The sequence below is a fragment of the Coleofasciculus sp. D1-CHI-01 genome (assembly GCF_040218875.1).
Classification (GTDB): Bacteria; Cyanobacteriota; Cyanobacteriia; order Cyanobacteriales; family Coleofasciculaceae; genus Coleofasciculus.
On the sequence record NZ_JAVJQP010000062.1, the window covers coordinates 1 to 19283 of the forward strand.

A 19283-nucleotide genomic window follows, 5' to 3' on the forward strand; every position below is an offset into this window, starting at 1 on the left:
GACTTACATCCTTTTTTTCATATTCGCTTACTGGACTTTCTATTTCCGTTAACTCCTTAAGACGATTATACAATTTTATTTGATTCCTTTTTACCGTAATCAAATAATCATTTTGAGTTTCAATTATTGTGCGAGTAGTTTGTTGACTACAATGGAGGGCATCACGAGTGAAAACCTTATTCACCAAACCGCTTTCTCTAATCATACTGCGGACTTGGGCATTTTCTGAACTCTCTTGACTCTCGAATCCTTCTGACTTAATAATTAATTGAGTTGCTGAACTAAAGGCTGATACATTTATTAAAACATTTTGACAATTATTTTCATAATTGGTTAAAGTATTTTTCAAGGTATTTCCATCAATAGCAATCCAATCCGTCCCCTCTTTTTTTCAATAATATTGCTCGACGAAATTTTCAAATATGGCTTTTATCTCTAGGGTTTCAATGCCGATCATTACTCTTCTTATTGGTCGCACGGTACAACAACCTGGAAATTCACCAACAAAGTGGCACGTCTATGAGCAAATTCTGCGGATTCCTTATTATATTATTTTCAGTCGGTATACGAATCAACTGCACGCTTTTCATTTGGTGGGTGGTCATTACGAACCTATAGACATCAATGAGCGAGTACCAATTTCAGAGTTAGGGTTAAGTTTGGGATTGTGGCAAGGGAATTTTCGCGAGATCAACCGTCTGTGGTTGCGTTGGTTTGATGCATCGGGAACGTTAATTTTAATGCCGAGTGAGGAAGCCGTCGCCGCCGAACAACGTGCTTTAGCTGCTGAACAACGCGCCGAACAACTAGCAGCGCGACTGCGGAAATTAGGAATTGAGGAGTGATATGGATATGGCAAAAGGCAGAAGGCTCCAGTAATAACAAGTAGGGTGGGTTAGGCGGTAATCAATTAAGAAAATAAACCACTTAATTACTTATCCGCCGTAACCCACCAAGTTATCCCTTTTAATTAGTCAATCACGAAAAAGGAATAAAAATAATCTGATCATTGATGACGAGCCAAAAGACGTTCTCGGAGATTAACCAAGTTATTGTCTTGAGTCAATTTTTGTCTGTACTGTTGAGCATTTTGGCGACGCTGCTCCAAGTAGTTATCAATCTGCTGGCGATGGGTGAGGTAGTAAGCGATAGTTGCATAAATCTCTGACAGGCTAAGTACATCGTACTGGAGAGCAATTTCTTCGGGAGTAGAGCCAATGTGATAGGCAGCAAGTAGGCTGTCAAGGGTTACTCGGCTCTGACTGATACGAATACCCCCAGCTTCGTCCCATCGCAAGGGTGAAGTGGTAGCTTGAAATTCAAATTGAATGCTCATGAGATGGTCTTATCGCAGAATTTGCTTCTTTGCTTTAGCTTACTTGAGGGCGACACTTTTGCGTAGATAGGCTCCTCTTACTTTGCACGGGATCTGGAAAACCTCTCTCCTGCTCTTGAGAGGCTTTGAATTCTCTCCCTTCCGTGAAAAAAAGCGAAGTTATCTAATCTACTGGACTGACACAGCTAAAATTGTGGAATAAATTTGACGGTTAACCCTTCGACTTCGCTCAGGGTTAAACTGGGCGCACGTCGGTGCGCCCCTACGTTTTTTCGCTCCAATAATTTCCTTTAGATCCCTTTTTTTGAGACAAAGGGGTTTTTATTTTGCTTGTTTTGTTATAACATTATTACAAGCAACTAATACTTTAAAATTACAGAAGGAGCAGAACCTCATGACACATCTCCCCCCTAAACTCGACACCGATCGCACGACTGAAACCATTACCCAGCAAGCATTAGCGGAATTAAGTATTACCCAACTCCTCTGGTTGATCAAGCACTACAGCGACCTTGACTTCGATGCAACCCTAATGCACCTGACGGATACTGAAGCCCAGGCGATCGCGCAGCTATTAATCCAGCAGGTGATTGAAAGCCTCAACGGTAAACTCATTGCTGGGACTTTAAATACTCTGCGTCATAGTGAAGAAATAGAGGAATTCACCGAACACTCAGGGCGGGTTTTGCAACCAGGTTGGGTACAACAATTCGTGTTTGTCCCTAAACCCGCCCCTACACAATCAACACTCAACGATTTTCCCGGTGAAGATGATGACAACCCATACCGTTATCCCACCCATTTTGATCATGAACTAGAGCCTCTATCAGTGCATAGCCCAACTGGACGCTATAATCCCCAAGGGCGACACAATCCCCGCCCAATTACCCAGCGTGAAAAATACATTATTGATCTGTATTGTTACTGTGAATTAGGGATGACGCCAAGGCAGTTTTATGCCAAATGGGATGTTACTTATGAGCAACTTTCTCATATATGTTCCCGTTCTCTGGGAACCGTTCAATGTTGGTTCAACCGAGGTCAAGGGTATCGCCCCCCTCAACCCGTTGACTTGCGCCATTTGGCAATCGTGGATTTTTTGTTAGAGCATTTTGAAGAACTACCCCCATCCCTGATTGATCTGCTTTGTTCCTCTTAACACTGAATCAGGGAGTCTAGAACCCTGAGTCTGGGCGGGTTTCGTCAAATCTGGGTACAACCAAAAAGATAGTTGTGAAACCCGCCCCTACACACTTAATCTGAATACCACTGACTGGTATGCTGGTGGGTTTCGACTTCGCTCAACCCACTCGACTTCGCAAGAGTCCACGATGGCGGCGTGACACAGCTAAAATTGTGGAATAGATTTGACGTTTAAACTGGGCGCACGCCGTGCGCCCCTACAATGCTAATCCACCAATTAAGGTGTGCTACGACACTACGGTATATCAAAGGTTTTGGCGATTCCCTAATGCTGACTGGAGCGTGCCATTATACTTAACCCTAATGTTGTGCTACATACCTCTTGCTCCCCTCTCCCGTGCAAAAAAAAGCGAAGCATCCTCTGTCATCCCCCCTCTTGTAGGGGGGAACGAGGGGGGTCGGGAGAGGGGCTGGGGGTGAGGGCTGGAGACAGGTAGGGACAAAAACTATACATAACTTTACATAAATTGTCTTGACAAGCAGTCTTTACCTGATTTATACCTGTTTATATACAAAGTGAGCTTTTAGTTACAGGCTATACGCTTGTTTCCGCTTTACCCGAAGCGCGATCGCACGCCAACACCAATCCGTATCCCAGAGGCATCAATTATGTCATCCCATTCTTCCACCCCGAATATTGATGAATTCCTGCAACGCTTGGAGATAATCCTACTTCAGACGTGGAGTGAGACAGGTTTTGGACATATAGAAGTCAGTAGCGAACGATTTAAGGAGGATAAAATACGTGTGGTGCTTCAGGGGTCAACCCATTACCGTTATGTGATTACGAATCAGGAAGTTGAACAGAAGAAGATGAATGGAATATGAATAGTGACAAAGGTGCGTTACTCTCCTCAGCCTACACTATTTAAATCTAGAAAGACGTTATGATAATAAACGGAATCACTCCGAATTTTAAGGAGAAAACCCCTATGCCAATTAAAACTAGCCAGCCAATGGGAAAAGTTTTCACAACCCTGACAATTGTGAATCGAGCCGACCAAATTAGAGCGGAAGATGGGACAATTTCCCCCGACCAAATTCGGTCAATTACACTGGAGAATGTATTGGTAGATACAGGAGCTACAACCTTGTGTTTGCCACCAGACGCCATCGCCAAACTGGGACTAAAAATACTCAAAGAGGTAGACGTGGCTACAGCAATGGGCATTGGCAAAGCCCGAATTTTTCAAGATGCTAAACTCTCAATGTTTGGTCGGGAAGGAACCTTCGAGTGTTTGGAATTACCAGGCGGTGGCGATGCGCTTTTAGGCGTGATCCCGTTAGAATCGTTGGGGTTAGAAATAGACATACAAAATCAAACCCTGAAGCCCTTACCCATCAGTCCAACAGAAACCTATTTGACGATATTGTAGACAACCAGAAAGGGCGCACACTGTCATTAGTGTCAACACGTCTCTACAATCAAGATTCAGTTCCTGTTGATGGGGAAACAATGAAAGTTGATAGCTTTATGATACCTTTTGATACCTTCCGATGGGTTTTTCTGGAGAATGATTCGGTTTAATGGATTCAGTTGGATTGACCAACACTAATCCGTATCCCAGAGGCATTCGTTATGTTATCCCATTCTTCCACCCCAAATATCGATGAATTCTTGCAACGCTTGGAGACAATCCTGCTTCAGACGTGGAGTGAGACAGGTTTTGGACATATAGAAGTGAGTAGCGAACGATTTAAGGAGGATAAAATTCGGGTAATTCTTCAGGGTTCAACCCATTACCGTTATGTGATTACAAATCAGGAAGTTGAACAGAAGATGAACGGGAGTTGAACAGTTTCACCAACCGCATTGGGTTCAAACCCAAGGAACCCAAAGCTCAAGTTGTCTAAAGACGACTGCATCTCTAGCTAATCTGAGTCCATTTTAATGGACTTTAGCTTTGAGCCAGAAATTTATTTCTTGGCTCCCAAGCACCAACCGCCTTGGGTTCAAACCCAAGGCTGAAAGCGAAAGTCGTCTAAAGACGACTGCATCTCTAGCTAGTCTGAGTCCATTTTAATGGACTTTAGCTTTGAGCCAGAAATTTATTTCTTGGCTCCCTTGGCTCCCCAGTCGGCAAATTTCCTGGCTACCAAGTCAGCAATATTCCTCTTAATTGAGTGACTAACAACGATTGTAAATAAATCTAAAGTTTTCGACTCATAGAGGAATTAAGTGTTAGAGTAATATCATTCGTTGGTGTTAGCCCTCTTGCTTCTAAACTTTCCCCAGCAAGAAGCCGCCCAGAAGCGAATTAAGTCAAAGATAGGGGAAAATCGCATAATTTATTTCCCCAGTCTGTAATCCTTATTCCGTATAAGGTTCAGCCAAAAGTTTTCAAGATTGTCTCAGGTCATGTCGCACGGTTGAGAGGACTGGCACGGCTGAGACACAAGGACAAATCAGTCAATATCTGTTAGATACACCAGGCATTTGATGGGTGTGAGTCTCACGAAGCCGGTGAAGTGGATTTAAGTGATCCGCTTCTCCGGCTTTTGGCTTTTTCGAGGAAATTTTCGATAGCTGTTCTTTTGTTTACTGTAAGGAAGTTTCATCATGGCTACCAATAATCAATCTCAATCAAGTGCATTTTCTTTAGTTGATGTTTTTAGCGACAACTTACTGAACGGGGGTCTGGATCATACAATGGTTGATATTACTGCTACAACGTTTTCCTGGGAAACCTTGCTGAGAAGCGCGGCAAACTCTTCGCTAATCACAGAACAAATGTCTCAAGTGATTAAACAAGCTGTTCAGCAGTTTACTACTGATTCAGAGTTTGAGTCTAAGATGGCATTAGCATTTGGGGAAGACAATGATTACAGCAGCTTAAAGACTGCATGGCAATCTGGTGAGTTTAATGCATTTCCAAGCATTGAAATTCGCACGGGTGCAGAACTGAATGGTGCTAATGCTGCCTATGCTGGTGCTACCAATACAATCTATTTTTCTGAAGAGTTTTTGCATCAGTATGCTAATGATTCTCAGGCAATTACCAGTGTTTTGTTGGAAGAGTTTGGTCATTATGTAGATTTTTATGTGAATGAAACCGACTCTCCGGGTGATGAGGGAAGACTCTTTGCGGCGACAGTTTTAGGGGAAAATTTAGATTCTTATACTTTGGATGCACTCAAACAAGAAGATGATTCTACTGTTTTAAATTTAGACAACTCCAGCATCGTAGTTGAACAGTCGATAACCACAACAACTCATTCAGAGGGTGTCGATTTCGGTCGTTACGCTTTTCAGGGCAAGACAGCAGACTATATAGACAAGTTTTTTGGGATACAGGTCGATAATTCTTATGAGTATGATTCTGGAGATTCTTTGATTCTACGTACAGGATACCCTGGTGCCAAGCCAACTTTTTTTAATAATGGGGACTTAAAGGCTGGAATTGAGATAGAAGGTGGATCATTTGGTGCAGGGTTTAAAGCATACGCAGGTCTAAATTTAGGTGAAATAGACTTTGATCTCCCATTACAAGCTCTTTTAAATGCGAGTGATTCGGGACAGCAACTTCTATTTGATTTCACAACTATATTTGACGCAAAGCTTGACTATACAATTCCTTCTGCTTATGCAGTTTTAGATGCTGTTTTTGACTACGATATTGGTTCAATCAATGCCTTTGCTCATTCAAGTATTGATGGATTAGGCGTGGAAGAAACCATTTGGGGGGGTGTAAATGGAAACTTTACCCACCGAATGGTTAACATCAATACTTTAAATGATCCTATAATACAGGTTAACCTATTACCAGGACAAGTTGATTTTCTGACTTCTAGCATTAGTGTTAACACAACTTCTCTGTTTGGAGGCTTGGCAACCTTTAAAGCAAGTCCCCTCCCAAATTTCAACTTTAGCTTGCAAAACTCATCCACAGAAGACCAGTTTTCTGTCAAGGTTAGCAATCAAAGACCTCCTGATCCTGAAGATCTTCTTCCGGGCGAACCCAACCCTGATCCTTCTCTGCCAGATGAGTTAGCTCGCCTCACCATAAATTTTGATAAAATTCTGGCAAAAATACCACAGTTATCATTTCTCGCACAGAGTGTAGATGCTGGACCATTTAATGTCGGATACAGGCTACTACCAATTGAACTTACTGGTATAGTCAATGGAATTTACGAATTTGAGGTAGGAATTAGAAACACTGAACCCAAAATAATTGGCGGTGAATTTTTAGATGTTGCTACCTCATACTCCGAGCTTGACGAACTACTCGCTAAGGATCTAGACAATGATTCCAAGATAGATGTTGAATTTGAACTCAATCCCGATGTTTTCTTCAAACCAAACTTTGCTTTAGATTTAGAGACACAGTTTAACGTAGATATCGGGAGGCTGACCGCAAAAGTAGACTTTAATAAGCTACCTTTTAGCATTCCATTTTTAAACAATATCGGTGGAAGTGTTAACCTAATTAATTTGCCTGAGTTTGCTCCTGAATTTCTAAGTCATCGCATTGATATTCTCGATGCTCTGGGTATTCCAAAGTTAGATTTCAGTATCCCTTTCAACGATCTGTACGCTAAGTTTAATAATGGTGAAGCTCCGCAATTTAACAAGGTTTCTGTCGAGATACCCTTTAATGCCATTTATCCCAATGTAGGAACGGTTGGCGATGATGTTTTAAGCCTTCCCGAATCTGCTGGTGTTGAGAATCTGTATGGTGAAGCTGGTAATGATCTCCTTTACGGGAATTCATCCCAGAACAGAATCATGGGTGCTGAAGACAACGACACTATTTATGCTGGTTCTGGCGATGACCTAGTTTATGGTCAATGGGGTTCTGACAACCTCTATGGAGAAGCAGATAATGACCTGCTAGATGGTGGAAATGAAGATGAATCTGCCGATTTTCTCTACGGTGGTTCTGGTAATGATACCCTCAAAGGTTGGGGAGGAAACGATGACCTCCGAGGTGAAGCGGATCATGATGAGATTTGGGGCTTTACTGGAGAAGATACTCTCTATGGAGGTTCAGGTAATGACAAGCTTTATGGTCAGCATAATACCGACTACATCTATGGTGAAGAAGATAATGACCTGCTAGATGGTGGAAATGAAGACGATTCCGCCGATTTTCTCTACGGTGGTTCCGGTAATGATACCCTCAAAGGTTGGGGAGGTAATGATGAACTCCGAGGGGAAGACGATCATGATGAATTATATGGTGATGCTGGAACTGACTACTTAGAAGGGAACAAAGGGAATGATCTCCTCTACGGTGATACAGAAAATGACACTCTTTATGGCGGCGCTGACCAAGACACCCTCTACGGTGGACTAGACAATGATATCCTCTACGGTGAAGCAGGCGATGATCAACTTCACGGTAATGAAGGTAACGACTATTTAGAAGGCGGCGATAACCAAGATTACCTGTCTGGCGGCTATGGTTTCGATACCCTTTACGGTCAAGCCGGAAACGACACACTCCACGGAAACGCTGGCGATGACTTCCTCGATGGTGGTAGCCATGCTGATCAACTCTATGGTGGCACAGGTCGCGACCTTCTCTATGGTCAATCGGGAAATGATTTCCTCAATGGTGAAGCCGATAACGATGTTCTCGAAGGCGGTTCCGGTGTCGATACCTTAGCAGGCGGTACGGGAGAAGATACGCTTTATGGTCAAACCGATGACGATTTCCTCTATGGAAATGCAGGTCATGATGTATTGGAAGGCGGTGACGGAAACGATTACTTAGAGGGAAATTCCGGGGATGATATCCTCCATGGTCAAGCCAACAACGACCAACTCTACGGAAATCAAGGGAACGATGAACTCTATGGCGAAACTGGGGATGATTTCCTCATGGGAGAAGCCGGGGATGACCTGATTCATGGGGGTCAGGATAATGATACGGTTAGCTACCAAACCTCACCCAATGGCGTCATTGTTAATATCAACGAATACCGCGACTATAACCATAACCGTAGCGATCGCGCGGCTAAAGAAGTTACCGACGCTAACCCCAGTGACTACTATAGCGACCTCGAACCCGATTTTACGATTAATTCCGGAACCGCCATTGATGGATTTGGTACGACGGATACGCTGAAGAATTTAGAACATATTATCGGGTCTGAATTCGATGATATCTTGATTGGCAATTACAAAGACAATCAAATCCAGGCGTTAGCTGGGGATGACCTGATTCTCAGTACCGCCGGAGATGACCAGTTTGATGGGGGAGATGGAACCGATACTCTCAGCTTCCGCCGTGATCCGGGGGGTGTACAGGTGAACCTGGAAACGGGTCGAGTGATTGATGGTTGGGGGGATATGGATAGTATTATCCCTCGCCCAGACAATAATTCCCTCTCCACAATCGAAAATGCGATCGGTTCTCGCCATGATGATCAAATAATTGGCGATGATCAAGCCAACTGGATTACCGCAGATACAGGGGATGATACCCTGGATGGACAAGAGGGAAATGACTCCCTTTACGGCGAACGCGGTGATGACCAGATTATCGGGGGTTTGGGTCAAGACCGCATCTTTGGTAATCAAGGTACGGATACCATCTATGGTGACTTACAAGGCGTTACCGATCAAGGCGATGCAGATTATATCCGTGGTGGCGATGGGGATGATACCATTCACGCTGGCGGTGGTGATGATTGGGTCAAAGGCGATAGTGGCTATGGCGATGATCTCATCTACGGTGATGATGGCAATGATACCCTAGAAGGCGGTGCGGGTGAGGATTTCATCAGTGGCGGGATTGGAAGCGATCGCATTTTTGGCGATGACGAGGCGGATCAACTCTACGGTGATGCTGGGGATGACCATATTGTCGGCGGTACAGGAGATGACCAACTCGATGGCGGTGCGGATAACGACTATTTAGAAGCCAATGAAGGGAATGACCGCCTCCTGGGTCAAGCTGGAGATGATTTCCTCTCCGGTGGAGATGGAGAGGATTCTCTCTGGGGAGGTGACGATAATGACTGGCTAGAGGGAGAAGCTGGGGATGACTACCTGGCTGGCGAAGCCGGAGATGACCATTTAGAGGGGGCTGATGGAGATGATGAACTCTATGGTCAACAGGGAGATGATCACCTAGATGGTGGAGATGGACAGGATTATCTCATCGGTGGCGATGGCGATGATGTCATCTTTGGACAAACCGGTGAGGATACCCTGGATGGCGGACAGGGTGAAGATGTTCTCATCAGTGGCGACGGTGATGACCTACTGATGGGTCAAGCCGGACATGATATTTTAGACGCGGGTGCAGGGAATGATAGTCTATCCGGTGGCGATGATACCGATTTCCTCTATGGTCATCAGGGTGAGGATACCTTAGATGGCGGACAGGGTGATGATCATTTAGAAGCGGGTGACGGGAATGACCAACTCTACGGACAAGCCGGAGATGATCACCTGGATGCAGGAGAAGGGAATGATAACCTGTTTGGCGGAACCGGAAATGACCAACTGTTTGGACGGTTGGGGGATGATATCTTAGATGCTGGCGCGGGGGATGACCATTTAGAAGCTGGCGCGGGAGATGACTCCCTCTATGGACAAGCCGGGAATGATTTCCTCAATGGTGGTGATGGACATGACTACTTAGAAGGTGGCGACGGCGATGACCAACTGATTGCTGAAGCCGGAATCGATTATCTAGACGGCGGTTCTGGGGATGATAGTCTCAGTGGTGGCGCTGATCATGACCAACTTTTGGGTCAGGCTGGGAATGATACCCTCGATGGCGGTTCTGGCGATGATAATCTAATTGGTGGCGAGGATCATGACCAACTTTTGGGTCAAGCTGGAAACGATGACCTGGATGGTGGTTCTGGGGATGATTTGCTACTGGGTGGTGATGGAAATGATGACCTCTATGGACAATCTGGTCATGACACCCTAGACGGTGGCGCAGGTCAAGATAAACTCTATGGTCATGACGGAGATGACGAACTGATCGGACAAGCCGGGGATGACTATCTAGAAGCCGGAGACGGGAATGACCAGTTATCTGGTGGCGAAAATAACGATAAACTCTACGGAGAAGCTGGGGATGATACCTTAAATGGCGGTAGCGGCGATGACCGTTTAGACGCGGGAGAGGGAGATGACCAGTTATCCGGTGACGCAGGTTTTGATTACCTAGACGGCGGTTTTGGGAATGACCAATTAGCAGGGGGTGATGATAACGATCGCCTTTATGGTCGCCAAGGGAATGATACCTTAGATGGCGGCGCTGGGGTAGACTATCTCAATGCAGGGGAAGGGGAAGACCAGATTCTCGGTGGCGCAGGGAATGACCAACTCTATGCTGATGCTGGGAATGATACCTTAGAGGGTGGCGCAGATAATGATTACCTGGATGGGGGTGCAGGGGAAGACCTCCTCAGTGGTGATGCAGGCAATGACCAACTTTATGGTCAACAAGGCAATGATACCCTAAATGGTGGCGCTGGCGACGATTATCTAGAAGGCGGAGATGGAGAAGATGAACTCACGGGTGATACCGGAAACGACCGTCTCTATGGTAAACGCGATCGCGATCATCTCAACGGTGGCGATGGCAATGATCTCCTGGATGGTGGCGATAGCAGTGACCAACTGAATGGAGATGACGGCAATGATACCTTATATGGTCGCGCCGGATTTGATACCTTAACGGGTGGTGTCGGAAATGACGCCCTTTGGGGTGGTGATGACGCGGATATGTTATCCGGAGACGCGGGAACTGATGTCCTTCAGGGTGGCGATGGGAATGATCAGTTATCGGGGGGTGAGGGAAATGACCGCCTCTACGGGAATGCCGATAATGATACCTTAGAAGGGAATTCTGGCAATGACCTCCTCAACGGGGGTGCGGGTGATGACCACCTGCTGGGGAATGCAGGATTTGACCGCCTCTATGGAAAGAAAGGGAATGACTGGTTAGATGGCGGGGATGGAAGTGACCAACTTTGGGGTGAAGCCGGTGATGATAGCCTATTTGGACAAGCCGGAACCGACTATTTAGACGGGGGTGATGGGGATGATCAACTCTATGGTGGCACAGGACGCGATCGCCTTTATGGACGTGATGGTGAAGATGTCCTCGATGGTGGCGCAGATCATGACCTATTGCAAGGCGGTTCTGGGGATGACCAACTCTATGGTCAAACCGGTGACGATATCCTGGATGGGGGTTCCGGCGATGACCTCATTTGGGGAGGCGATCACAATGATACTCTGGACGGTGGAACAGGGGATGATTATCTGGATGGCGGAAGTGGCAATGATCAGATTAACGGCGGTGACGATAATGATCAACTCTTCGGTGAATCCGGTATCGATATCTTAAACGGCGGTTCTGGTCATGATTACCTAGAAGGCGGCTTAGACAATGACCAGCTTATCGGCGATATCGGTAACGATCAACTCTATGGTCAACAGGGCGATGATTCCCTAGAGGGGAACGCCGGAAACGATTACCTAGAGGGCGGTGTAGGCAATGATACCCTAAACGGCGATCGCGGTAATGACCAACTCTATGGTCAAGCGGGTGAAGATATCCTCACTGGCGGAACCGACGATGATTACCTAGATGGTGGTGCGGATAATGACCAGCTTCTGGGAGGAAAAGGTAATGACCAACTCTATGGACAAGCCGGGGATGATGTATTAGAGAGTGGCGATGGTGACGACTATCTAGAGGGAGGTTCCGGCGATGACCACCTGTCAGCAGGTGACGGGGATGATCAATTATACGGTCAACAGGGAACCAATTACCTAGATGGTGGTGCAGGTCATGACTACATCGAAGGCGGTGATGGGATGGACACCCTATTAGGACAATCGGGGGATGATTACCTAATGGGCGGTGATGGCGATGATCTCCTCAAAGGCGGTTCCGGTTACGACTGGCTAGAAGGCGGCGCAGGGAATGACCAACTCTACGCCGGGAGTGGCGATGATCTCCTCGATGGCGGTGCAGGAAATGACCAACTCTATGGTGGAACGGGTATGGATACCTTTGTCCTCGGTTCAGGTGCGGGTACAGATACCATTTTCAACTTTACCGTGGGCATGGATTGGATTGGTTTAACGGGCGGAATTACCTTTAATGATCTATCAATTAGCCAAGGCACTAATAGCCAAGAAAATGACACCTTGCTTACGATTCAGGACAGTGGTGAACAGCTTGCCACCTTAACAGGGGTTCAAGCCAACACTCTCACCCATTTCGACTTCACGATCATCTAGAACCGCCATGGGTTTAACACAGGGACACGATACTATCGTGTCCCTACAAACGATCAGGTTTTAATTGTAACTTCAAGGGACATTGACCCAAAAAAGACCAAATTAGGGCTTGACTTTATTGCTAATTTTATGTATTTTTATATCATGGGAAAATGTGCCGTCCTATAGACCCCAATCAACCGTAAGCTGTTCGGCATTTAAACCTTAATATCAATAATGGCTCTCATCCTTGCCGTAGTGCGTTAAGCGAAGCCATGCCGCAGGCTTTGCATCTTGCTCGCTAGATTGAGCATCTTGCTCGCTACTAATACCCAATTTAAATGCATGACAGCTTAACCCGTAGGGTGGGTTAGGCAGTAATCAATTCAGGAAACAAACCATTTAATTAAATATCTGCCGTAACCCACCAGGTTATCCTTGATCAGGAATGAACTAACGACGAGAATTCCTCAACACAACTAAGGGTTTTCCCGTTCGCGATAGTGGGGCGAGTCGGGTAAATTAATGGATTTCCCCGTCATGATAGTGCAGCGACTCGCCCCTACAAAGTTGTTACAGGATTACAGGATTACAGGATTACAGGACACAGGACACAAAACACAATAAAATAAATATCAGGTTAGGAATGACCTAACTATCAAATCAAAGAGGGTGCTATGATGACCATCAATCAAAGCTTACAACGTCTCGGAGCTTGAAGTGCGATCGCAAACTACCCCGCCATCCCCGACGTGCTAAGAAATGTTAACAAGCCTCAAACTCTTACTGTTCCCTGTTCCCTGATCCTTCCTAATCTCAACCGTTAACTTTAATTGTGTCCGACTACTTAAGTCATTAATGGAGGACTACTGACTCATGAATAGTTCAGAACTAAGAACCAAAGTTTTGCAAGAAATCCAGAGTGTTCCCGATGATAAACTGATTGAACTATTAGAGCTGATTCATACATTCCGACTACGTTCAGAACCTGCCCATTCTCCCAGCCAACTGATCATGAAATTCGCAGGTTGCTGGAGAGATCTACCCAACGAAACCTATACTGACTTCTTAGACGACATTTCCCAGCGCCGTCAGCAAGCATTTCAACAGAGGCAAAACCGATGAAGCCAGCCTTAGTTGACACTGACATTCTATCCATGTTTTTTCGCGGCAATCCAGCCGTCGTTTCTAATGTTCAGACCTATCTGAACAAATATCGTAAAATCAACCTCAGCATTATTACCTACTACGAAATTCTCAGTGGCTTAAACCATCGCGACGCCCACAAGCAACTTGCCTTATTTCTAGAATTTGCCACTCAAAACACCGTTTTGCCCCTCACCCAAACATCTGTCACCCTTTCAGCAGACTTCTATGCTAGCCTGCGAAAAGATGGAACGCCTGTCGATGATATTGATCTGTTAATTGCTGGTACTGCAGTTGCCAATAATCTAGTTATCATTACCCACAACCAGCGTCATTTTAGCCGAATTGAAGGGCTAGAATGGCAAGACTGGAGTCAATCTTGACGATAATCACGAAGGGAAATTAGGGAAATCGCGGCGAAAAAAATAGAATTAGTGCTTGACTTTCTTTCTGATTTTAGGTACTTTTATACCATGGGAAAATGTGCCGTCCTATAGACCCCGATCACCCGTAAACCGTAGGGTGGGTTAGGCGGTACTCAATTGACTCAACAAACCATTTAATTAACTATCCGCCGTAACCCACCGAGTTATCGTTGGCAACAGGTGAACCAACGAAGAGGGCGAGTCGATAAAAGGAATGGATTTCCCGGTAACGATAATGCTCCCGATGAGCCCCTACAGGATTACAGGATTACAGGACACAGGACACAAAACACAATAAAATAAATATCAGGTTAGGAATGATCTAAATTTCAAATGTAGAGGGTGCTATGATGACCATCAATCAAGGCTTACAGCATTTAAGATATTGGAGCGCGATCGCTCCCTTCCTCTTCATCCCCTGTAACCCTGTCCTCGCCCAGATTACACCCGATTCCACATTAGGCGCTGAAGGTTCCTCAATCCTACAGAATGGCGTAGTTATCGATGGAGTAACCGCCGATTTAATTCAGGATGGCGCTAGTCGAGGTTCCGCCTTATTTCATAGCTTTTTAGAGTTTAATATTAACGAAGGACAACGGGTTTATTTTGCCAACCCTGACGGAATTGAAGCCATTTTTAGTCGGGTAACCGGAACTGATCCTTCTGACATTTTGGGGACATTAGGCGTCAATGGTGCAGCCGATTTAATTTTCATCAATCCCAATGGAATTCTCTTTGGTGAAAATGCTCAATTAGACATCCGGGGTTCGTTTATTGGGAGTACAGCCAATGGGGTGGTATTTGAGAATGGCACTATCTTCAGTGCAACTAATCCAGAAGCACCGCCATTACTCACTATTAATGTTCCCTTAGGATTGCAATATGGAAATCAGAATGCAGCCGTGATTACGAATTCTGGCAGTCTAGAAGTTGGGAGAGATTTAACCTTAGTTGGCGGAAAAATTAACAGTACCGGACAATTAGCCGCCCCCGCCGGACATTTGGAGATAGCCGCATTAACGGGAGATGCAACAGTGCGGGATGGGTTGGCGCAGTCGGCTTTTTTATTCGCGAATAATCATTTAATTTTAGAGGAGAGTCAGTTAGTCACGGCTGGAGATTTAATCTTATTGGCGGGGGATACGGTGCGAGTGCGGGATAGTGTAGAAACTCCGTTTATTGCCCATACAGGCGGGAATCTTTATATTCAAGGAAATCAAGGCATTGATATTCTGGCATTGAATCATCCAGGAACCCCATTTCAGAGTGTTGGGGATTTAAGTTTAATTAGTGATGGGGTTATTTCTGGGGATGCTCATTTTGCCAGTGGGGGTCAGTTTTCGATTCTGAATTTAGCGGGGGAACCGGGGGAGTTTTGGAGTTACTATGACCCGATTATAAGTGTAGATGGAGATGTAATTCTGGGAGATTATACAGGCGCTTCACTGTTAATCGAAGCCACCGGAAGCATCAAGACAGGAAATATCATAATTACTCAAGCTGATGTTGCTTTAAATAACACGAATGACCCCACTGACCCAGATATTGCTATATTGACAAGTGAGCCAGCTTTAATTATGCGATCGGGAGTTGATAATCTAAAATATCCGGTAACTCCGCCAAATCTACCCCAGCAACCACCGCCACCGCCAACAAACTCCACATTCAAGTATGAGAACAATTTTGAAGGAGTAGTTGGTTCAGAATGGTCTAATACAAAAACAGAAAAAACACCCGATGAAGGCACAATCGATACAACTTTCCTGGGACCCTTTGGTCAAGAAACGGTAAGTTTAACACTTAATAATCTTCCTTCACCTGCCCAGGTTACAGGATCTTTTGATCTATATATTATTGGCTCATGGGACGGTAACGATACCTCGGCGATTAGTGGACCCGATGTTTGGCAGTTAAGTATTGATAATAATGTGTGGGTAAACGCAACGTTTAGTAATGTCAACAGTAAACAATCATTTCCGGATGATTATCTTCAAGAAGATCATCCGGCTCGTCAATCTGCTGTTCGCATAGATGAATTGGGATATACGTCTTCTGATATTCCGGACTTACGCTTCGGTGACTCAATCTACACGATAAATTTTTCCTTAGCCCACACATCAAACTCTCTACAAATAGATTTTGCTAAGTTACCGCCTGGAGAAGTGCTAGAAAATGAGAACTGGGGGATCGATAATATCAAAGTCTTTGCCGATGCTTCCTCAACACCCCCAGTCACACCACCGGATAATAGCTCGACTTTACCCTCTTTCACGACTTCTGTAAAACCATCAGATGGCAGTATTACCACAGTCAATATTGAAACTCTAGGAGGACGAGTTATCTTAGAGGCAACCAGTGATATAAATTTGATTGGGGGAATTACCTCAAATGGTGGCGAGATTCGTATTCATAGTGATAGCGCAGTCAATGCCACGGGAGTGATTATTGACTCCACGAATAATGCAGGAACGGGTAATAGTGGTAATATTGACGTTACGGCACAATCAGTTTCTCTCGCTGATGGTGCCCGATTACTTTCTAGAGTAGTTGGCAACAATCAGGGAGGAAATATCACAGTAAAGGCTTCTGAGTCAGTCAACCTGACTGATTCATTACCGGAGGGAAATTCAACAGGTTTGTTTGCTACCTCTGATGGGAGTGGTGAACCGGGAAATGTTTTCGTAGAAACTCCAGAGTTAAATCTTCAAGGAAGAGCCAGAATATTAACGGAAGCTTACGATATAGGAAATGCTGGAGAATTAAGGATTGAAACTGACCGTTTAAGCCTTCAGGGTGGTGCTAGAGTATCAGCTTTAACCTCGGGTCAAGGTAAAGGAGGAAATATAATCGTCGAGGCTACGGAGTCTGTTCAATTAATCGGTAGTGATGGAACATTTCCCAGCGCCCTGACGACTAATGCCCTGACCAATGGACTGTTTAAGCCAGGAAATGCCGGAAATTTAACTATTAATACCAATCAGTTAATTGTGCAAGATGGGGCAATCGTAACCGCTTCCACAACCACAACTGGTGAGGGAGGAGATTTGACAGTAAATGCTTCAACAGTGCAACTGAGTGGAACGGGTATCTTGAACAACGGTGATGAAATTCCTACGGGTTTATTTACTGATACCAGTAACATTGGTAATGCTGGAGATTTAACCATTAACACCACGAACTTGATTGTGGAAGATGGCGCGATAGCCTCAGCGTCTACCTTTGGTCAAGATAGTCAGGGAAGTCAAGGAGGAAATTTAATCGTGAACGCTTCTTCTGTTGAACTCCGGGGACGTTCCGATAGAGGTTTATCTAGTGGTTTGTATGCTCAAACCTTTGGGACTGGTCAAGCTGGAAACTTGACAATTAATACACAAGATTTAATTGTACGGGAACAAGCCAGAGTTACCGTAGCGGCTGGGGGTGCGACACAAGTAAGAGTTCCGGCAATTCCCGCCGTTCTGTTGGATATTTTGTCTAATCTTGAGATTCCACCGATTAGTCAAGCCACAGGGGATGCTGGGAATATAGGAATCACAGCAGACAAAATAATATTAGATCAGCAGGGAACTATTATTGCTGAAACTGAAGCAACCGAGGGTGGTAATATTACCCTCAACGTTAACGATATATTACTCCTACGCCATAACAGTTCAATTTCCACCACGGCTGGGACTGCTCAAGCGGGGGGAAATGGGGGCAATATCCGGATTAATTCACCCTTTATTGTCGGGCTTCCCTGGGAAAATAGCGATATTACCGCCAATGCATTCTTGGGGAATGGGGGAAGAGTTGATATCACCGCCAACAAAATTTATGGACTCGAATTTCGCCCTCGCCTGACTCCCCTTTCTGACATTACCGCCAGTTCCGAATTTGGCGAACAAGGAGTCGTAGAACTCGACACTTTAGAAATTGACCCGAACACCGGATTACTGCAATTACCTCCCCCAGCTTCTCCACCGGATTTTGTCAATTTCTGTCAAGGGCGTTCTAACCAAACTCCCAGCCATTTTATCATCAGTGGACGCGGCGGAGTTCCTCCGACAATTTCCCAAGTCACGGGAACCGATAATGTGTGGGAAGATTTACGTCCATTGACTCCCAATAGTGATAACTCTCCGGCAAAAATTGAACCCGTAACCCAGACTCGTTCAACCCCAATCATTGAAGCCCAAGGCTTCCTAAAATTACCCGATGGAACAATCGTTCTCACCGCCGAAGCGCCCAATGTTACGCCTAATACTGGTTGGCAAAATTCAATACATTGTCGGAGTGGTTTGGAGGAATGAGTGGGGGAGAATAAATGTTATCCTAAATAGCTAGGGCAAATAGCCTCAACCAACCATCCGTGTCAACTTAAGCTAAACCCCTAGCCCCTCTCCCGACCCAGGGGGTTTTCAAAGTCCGGGGGAATCTTTAAAATAAAAGTGAACTTTTCCCGGTAAAATTAAGAAAAGCTCACTTTTTTCAATTTCAAAAAAATCATGCTTACTCGCCTAATTGAATAATTCAAAAAAGTCAAGGATTTTCGCAACAAGCGAGGCAAACGGCACGAATTATGGGTAGTTTTATCTATTATTTTTTTGGATCTGATGACGGGACATGTCAATTATAAGAAGATCGCAAGATTTAGCCATGACCAAAAAGAAAACCTAATACAATGGCTAGGAATATGTCCAGAAAAATTACCATCTTATAGTACAATAAGAAGAGTGATGATCGGCATTGAAACCCTAGAGATAAAAGCCATATTTGAAAATTTTGTCGAGCAACATTATTGGAAAAAAGAGGGGACGGATTGGATTGCTATTGATGGAAAAACTTTAAAAAATACTTTAACCAATTATGAAAATAATTGTCAAAATGTTTTAATAAATGTATCAGCCTTTAGTTCAGCAACTCAATTAATTATTAAGTCAGAAGGATTCGAGAGTCAAGAGAGTTCAGAAAATGCCCAAGTCCGCAG

At 44.9% G+C, this 19283-nt stretch carries 9 protein-coding genes and 4 pseudogenes; 11 read left to right on the top strand and 2 right to left on the bottom strand.

The features are described from left to right. Positions 1-349: pseudogene (locus tag RIB93_RS12175) on the bottom strand (ISAs1 family transposase); the annotation flags it as partial. A 118-nt stretch (positions 350-467) separates the two neighbouring features. Between RIB93_RS12175 and RIB93_RS12180 the strand changes: the two are divergent. Next, positions 468-845, top strand: a pseudogene (locus RIB93_RS12180) (Uma2 family endonuclease); the annotation flags it as partial. Positions 846-1006: 161 nt separating this feature from the next. On the opposite strand, the gene RIB93_RS12185 reads toward RIB93_RS12180, so the two are convergent. After that, entirely contained in the window at positions 1007-1336 is a 330-nt protein-coding gene (locus RIB93_RS12185; RefSeq protein ID WP_446373035.1) for a DUF433 domain-containing protein, read from the bottom strand. A gap of 394 nt (positions 1337-1730) precedes the next feature. Here RIB93_RS12185 and RIB93_RS12190 point away from each other — a divergent pair, with 394 nt between their 5' ends. From RIB93_RS12190 to RIB93_RS12235, 10 genes and pseudogenes are all read left to right on the top strand, one after another. Then, on the top strand, positions 1731-2495 hold the full coding sequence (locus RIB93_RS12190; protein ID WP_446373036.1) for a hypothetical protein: 765 nt from the start codon (positions 1731-1733) through the stop codon (positions 2493-2495). A gap of 587 nt (positions 2496-3082) precedes the next feature. Continuing rightward, positions 3083-3367, top strand: a complete 285-nt coding sequence (locus RIB93_RS12195; protein ID WP_446373037.1) for a hypothetical protein — start codon at positions 3083-3085, stop codon at positions 3365-3367. A gap of 104 nt (positions 3368-3471) precedes the next feature. Continuing rightward, positions 3472-3915 carry an aspartyl protease family protein gene (locus RIB93_RS12200; protein ID WP_446373038.1) on the top strand — a complete coding sequence of 148 codons (444 nt, stop codon included), beginning with the start codon at positions 3472-3474 and terminating at the stop codon, positions 3913-3915. A gap of 203 nt (positions 3916-4118) precedes the next feature. Beyond that, positions 4119-4334 carry a hypothetical protein gene (locus RIB93_RS12205; protein ID WP_446373039.1) on the top strand — a complete coding sequence of 72 codons (216 nt, stop codon included), beginning with the start codon at positions 4119-4121 and terminating at the stop codon, positions 4332-4334. A 765-nt stretch (positions 4335-5099) separates the two neighbouring features. Next, positions 5100-12767 (top strand): hypothetical protein, encoded by a 7668-nt coding sequence (locus RIB93_RS12210; protein WP_446373040.1) that lies wholly within the window; start codon positions 5100-5102, stop codon positions 12765-12767. A gap of 855 nt (positions 12768-13622) precedes the next feature. Then, entirely contained in the window at positions 13623-13871 is a 249-nt protein-coding gene (locus RIB93_RS12215) for a hypothetical protein (RefSeq protein WP_446373041.1), read from the top strand. Beyond that, positions 13868-14275: a PIN domain-containing protein gene (locus tag RIB93_RS12220; protein ID WP_446373042.1), complete on the top strand. Its 408-nt coding sequence runs from the start codon at positions 13868-13870 to the stop codon at positions 14273-14275. The genes RIB93_RS12215 and RIB93_RS12220 overlap by 4 nt, the downstream gene beginning before the upstream one ends. 389 nt (positions 14276-14664) lie before the next feature. Further along, positions 14665-18606, top strand: coding sequence for a two-partner secretion domain-containing protein (locus RIB93_RS12225; protein WP_446373043.1), 3942 nt, complete (start codon positions 14665-14667; stop codon positions 18604-18606). Between the two features lie 279 nt (positions 18607-18885). Continuing rightward, positions 18886-19023, top strand: a pseudogene (locus RIB93_RS12230) (hypothetical protein); the annotation flags it as partial. Positions 19024-19032: 9 nt separating this feature from the next. Beyond that, positions 19033-19283: pseudogene (locus tag RIB93_RS12235) on the top strand (hypothetical protein); the annotation flags it as partial.

Excerpts from the sequence above, each read along its gene's own strand:
- RIB93_RS12185 (WP_446373035.1), bottom strand. The coding sequence starts at position 1,336 with ATGAGCATTCAATTTGAATTTCAAGCTACCACTTCACCCTTGCGATGG.
- RIB93_RS12190 (WP_446373036.1), top strand. The coding sequence starts at position 1,731 with ATGACACATCTCCCCCCTAAACTCGACACCGATCGCACGACTGAAACC.
- RIB93_RS12200 (WP_446373038.1), top strand. The coding sequence starts at position 3,472 with ATGCCAATTAAAACTAGCCAGCCAATGGGAAAAGTTTTCACAACCCTG.
- RIB93_RS12205 (WP_446373039.1), top strand. The coding sequence starts at position 4,119 with ATGTTATCCCATTCTTCCACCCCAAATATCGATGAATTCTTGCAACGC.
- RIB93_RS12210 (WP_446373040.1), top strand. The coding sequence starts at position 5,100 with ATGGCTACCAATAATCAATCTCAATCAAGTGCATTTTCTTTAGTTGAT.
- RIB93_RS12215 (WP_446373041.1), top strand. The coding sequence starts at position 13,623 with ATGAATAGTTCAGAACTAAGAACCAAAGTTTTGCAAGAAATCCAGAGT.
- RIB93_RS12220 (WP_446373042.1), top strand. The coding sequence starts at position 13,868 with ATGAAGCCAGCCTTAGTTGACACTGACATTCTATCCATGTTTTTTCGC.
- RIB93_RS12225 (WP_446373043.1), top strand. The coding sequence starts at position 14,665 with ATGATGACCATCAATCAAGGCTTACAGCATTTAAGATATTGGAGCGCG.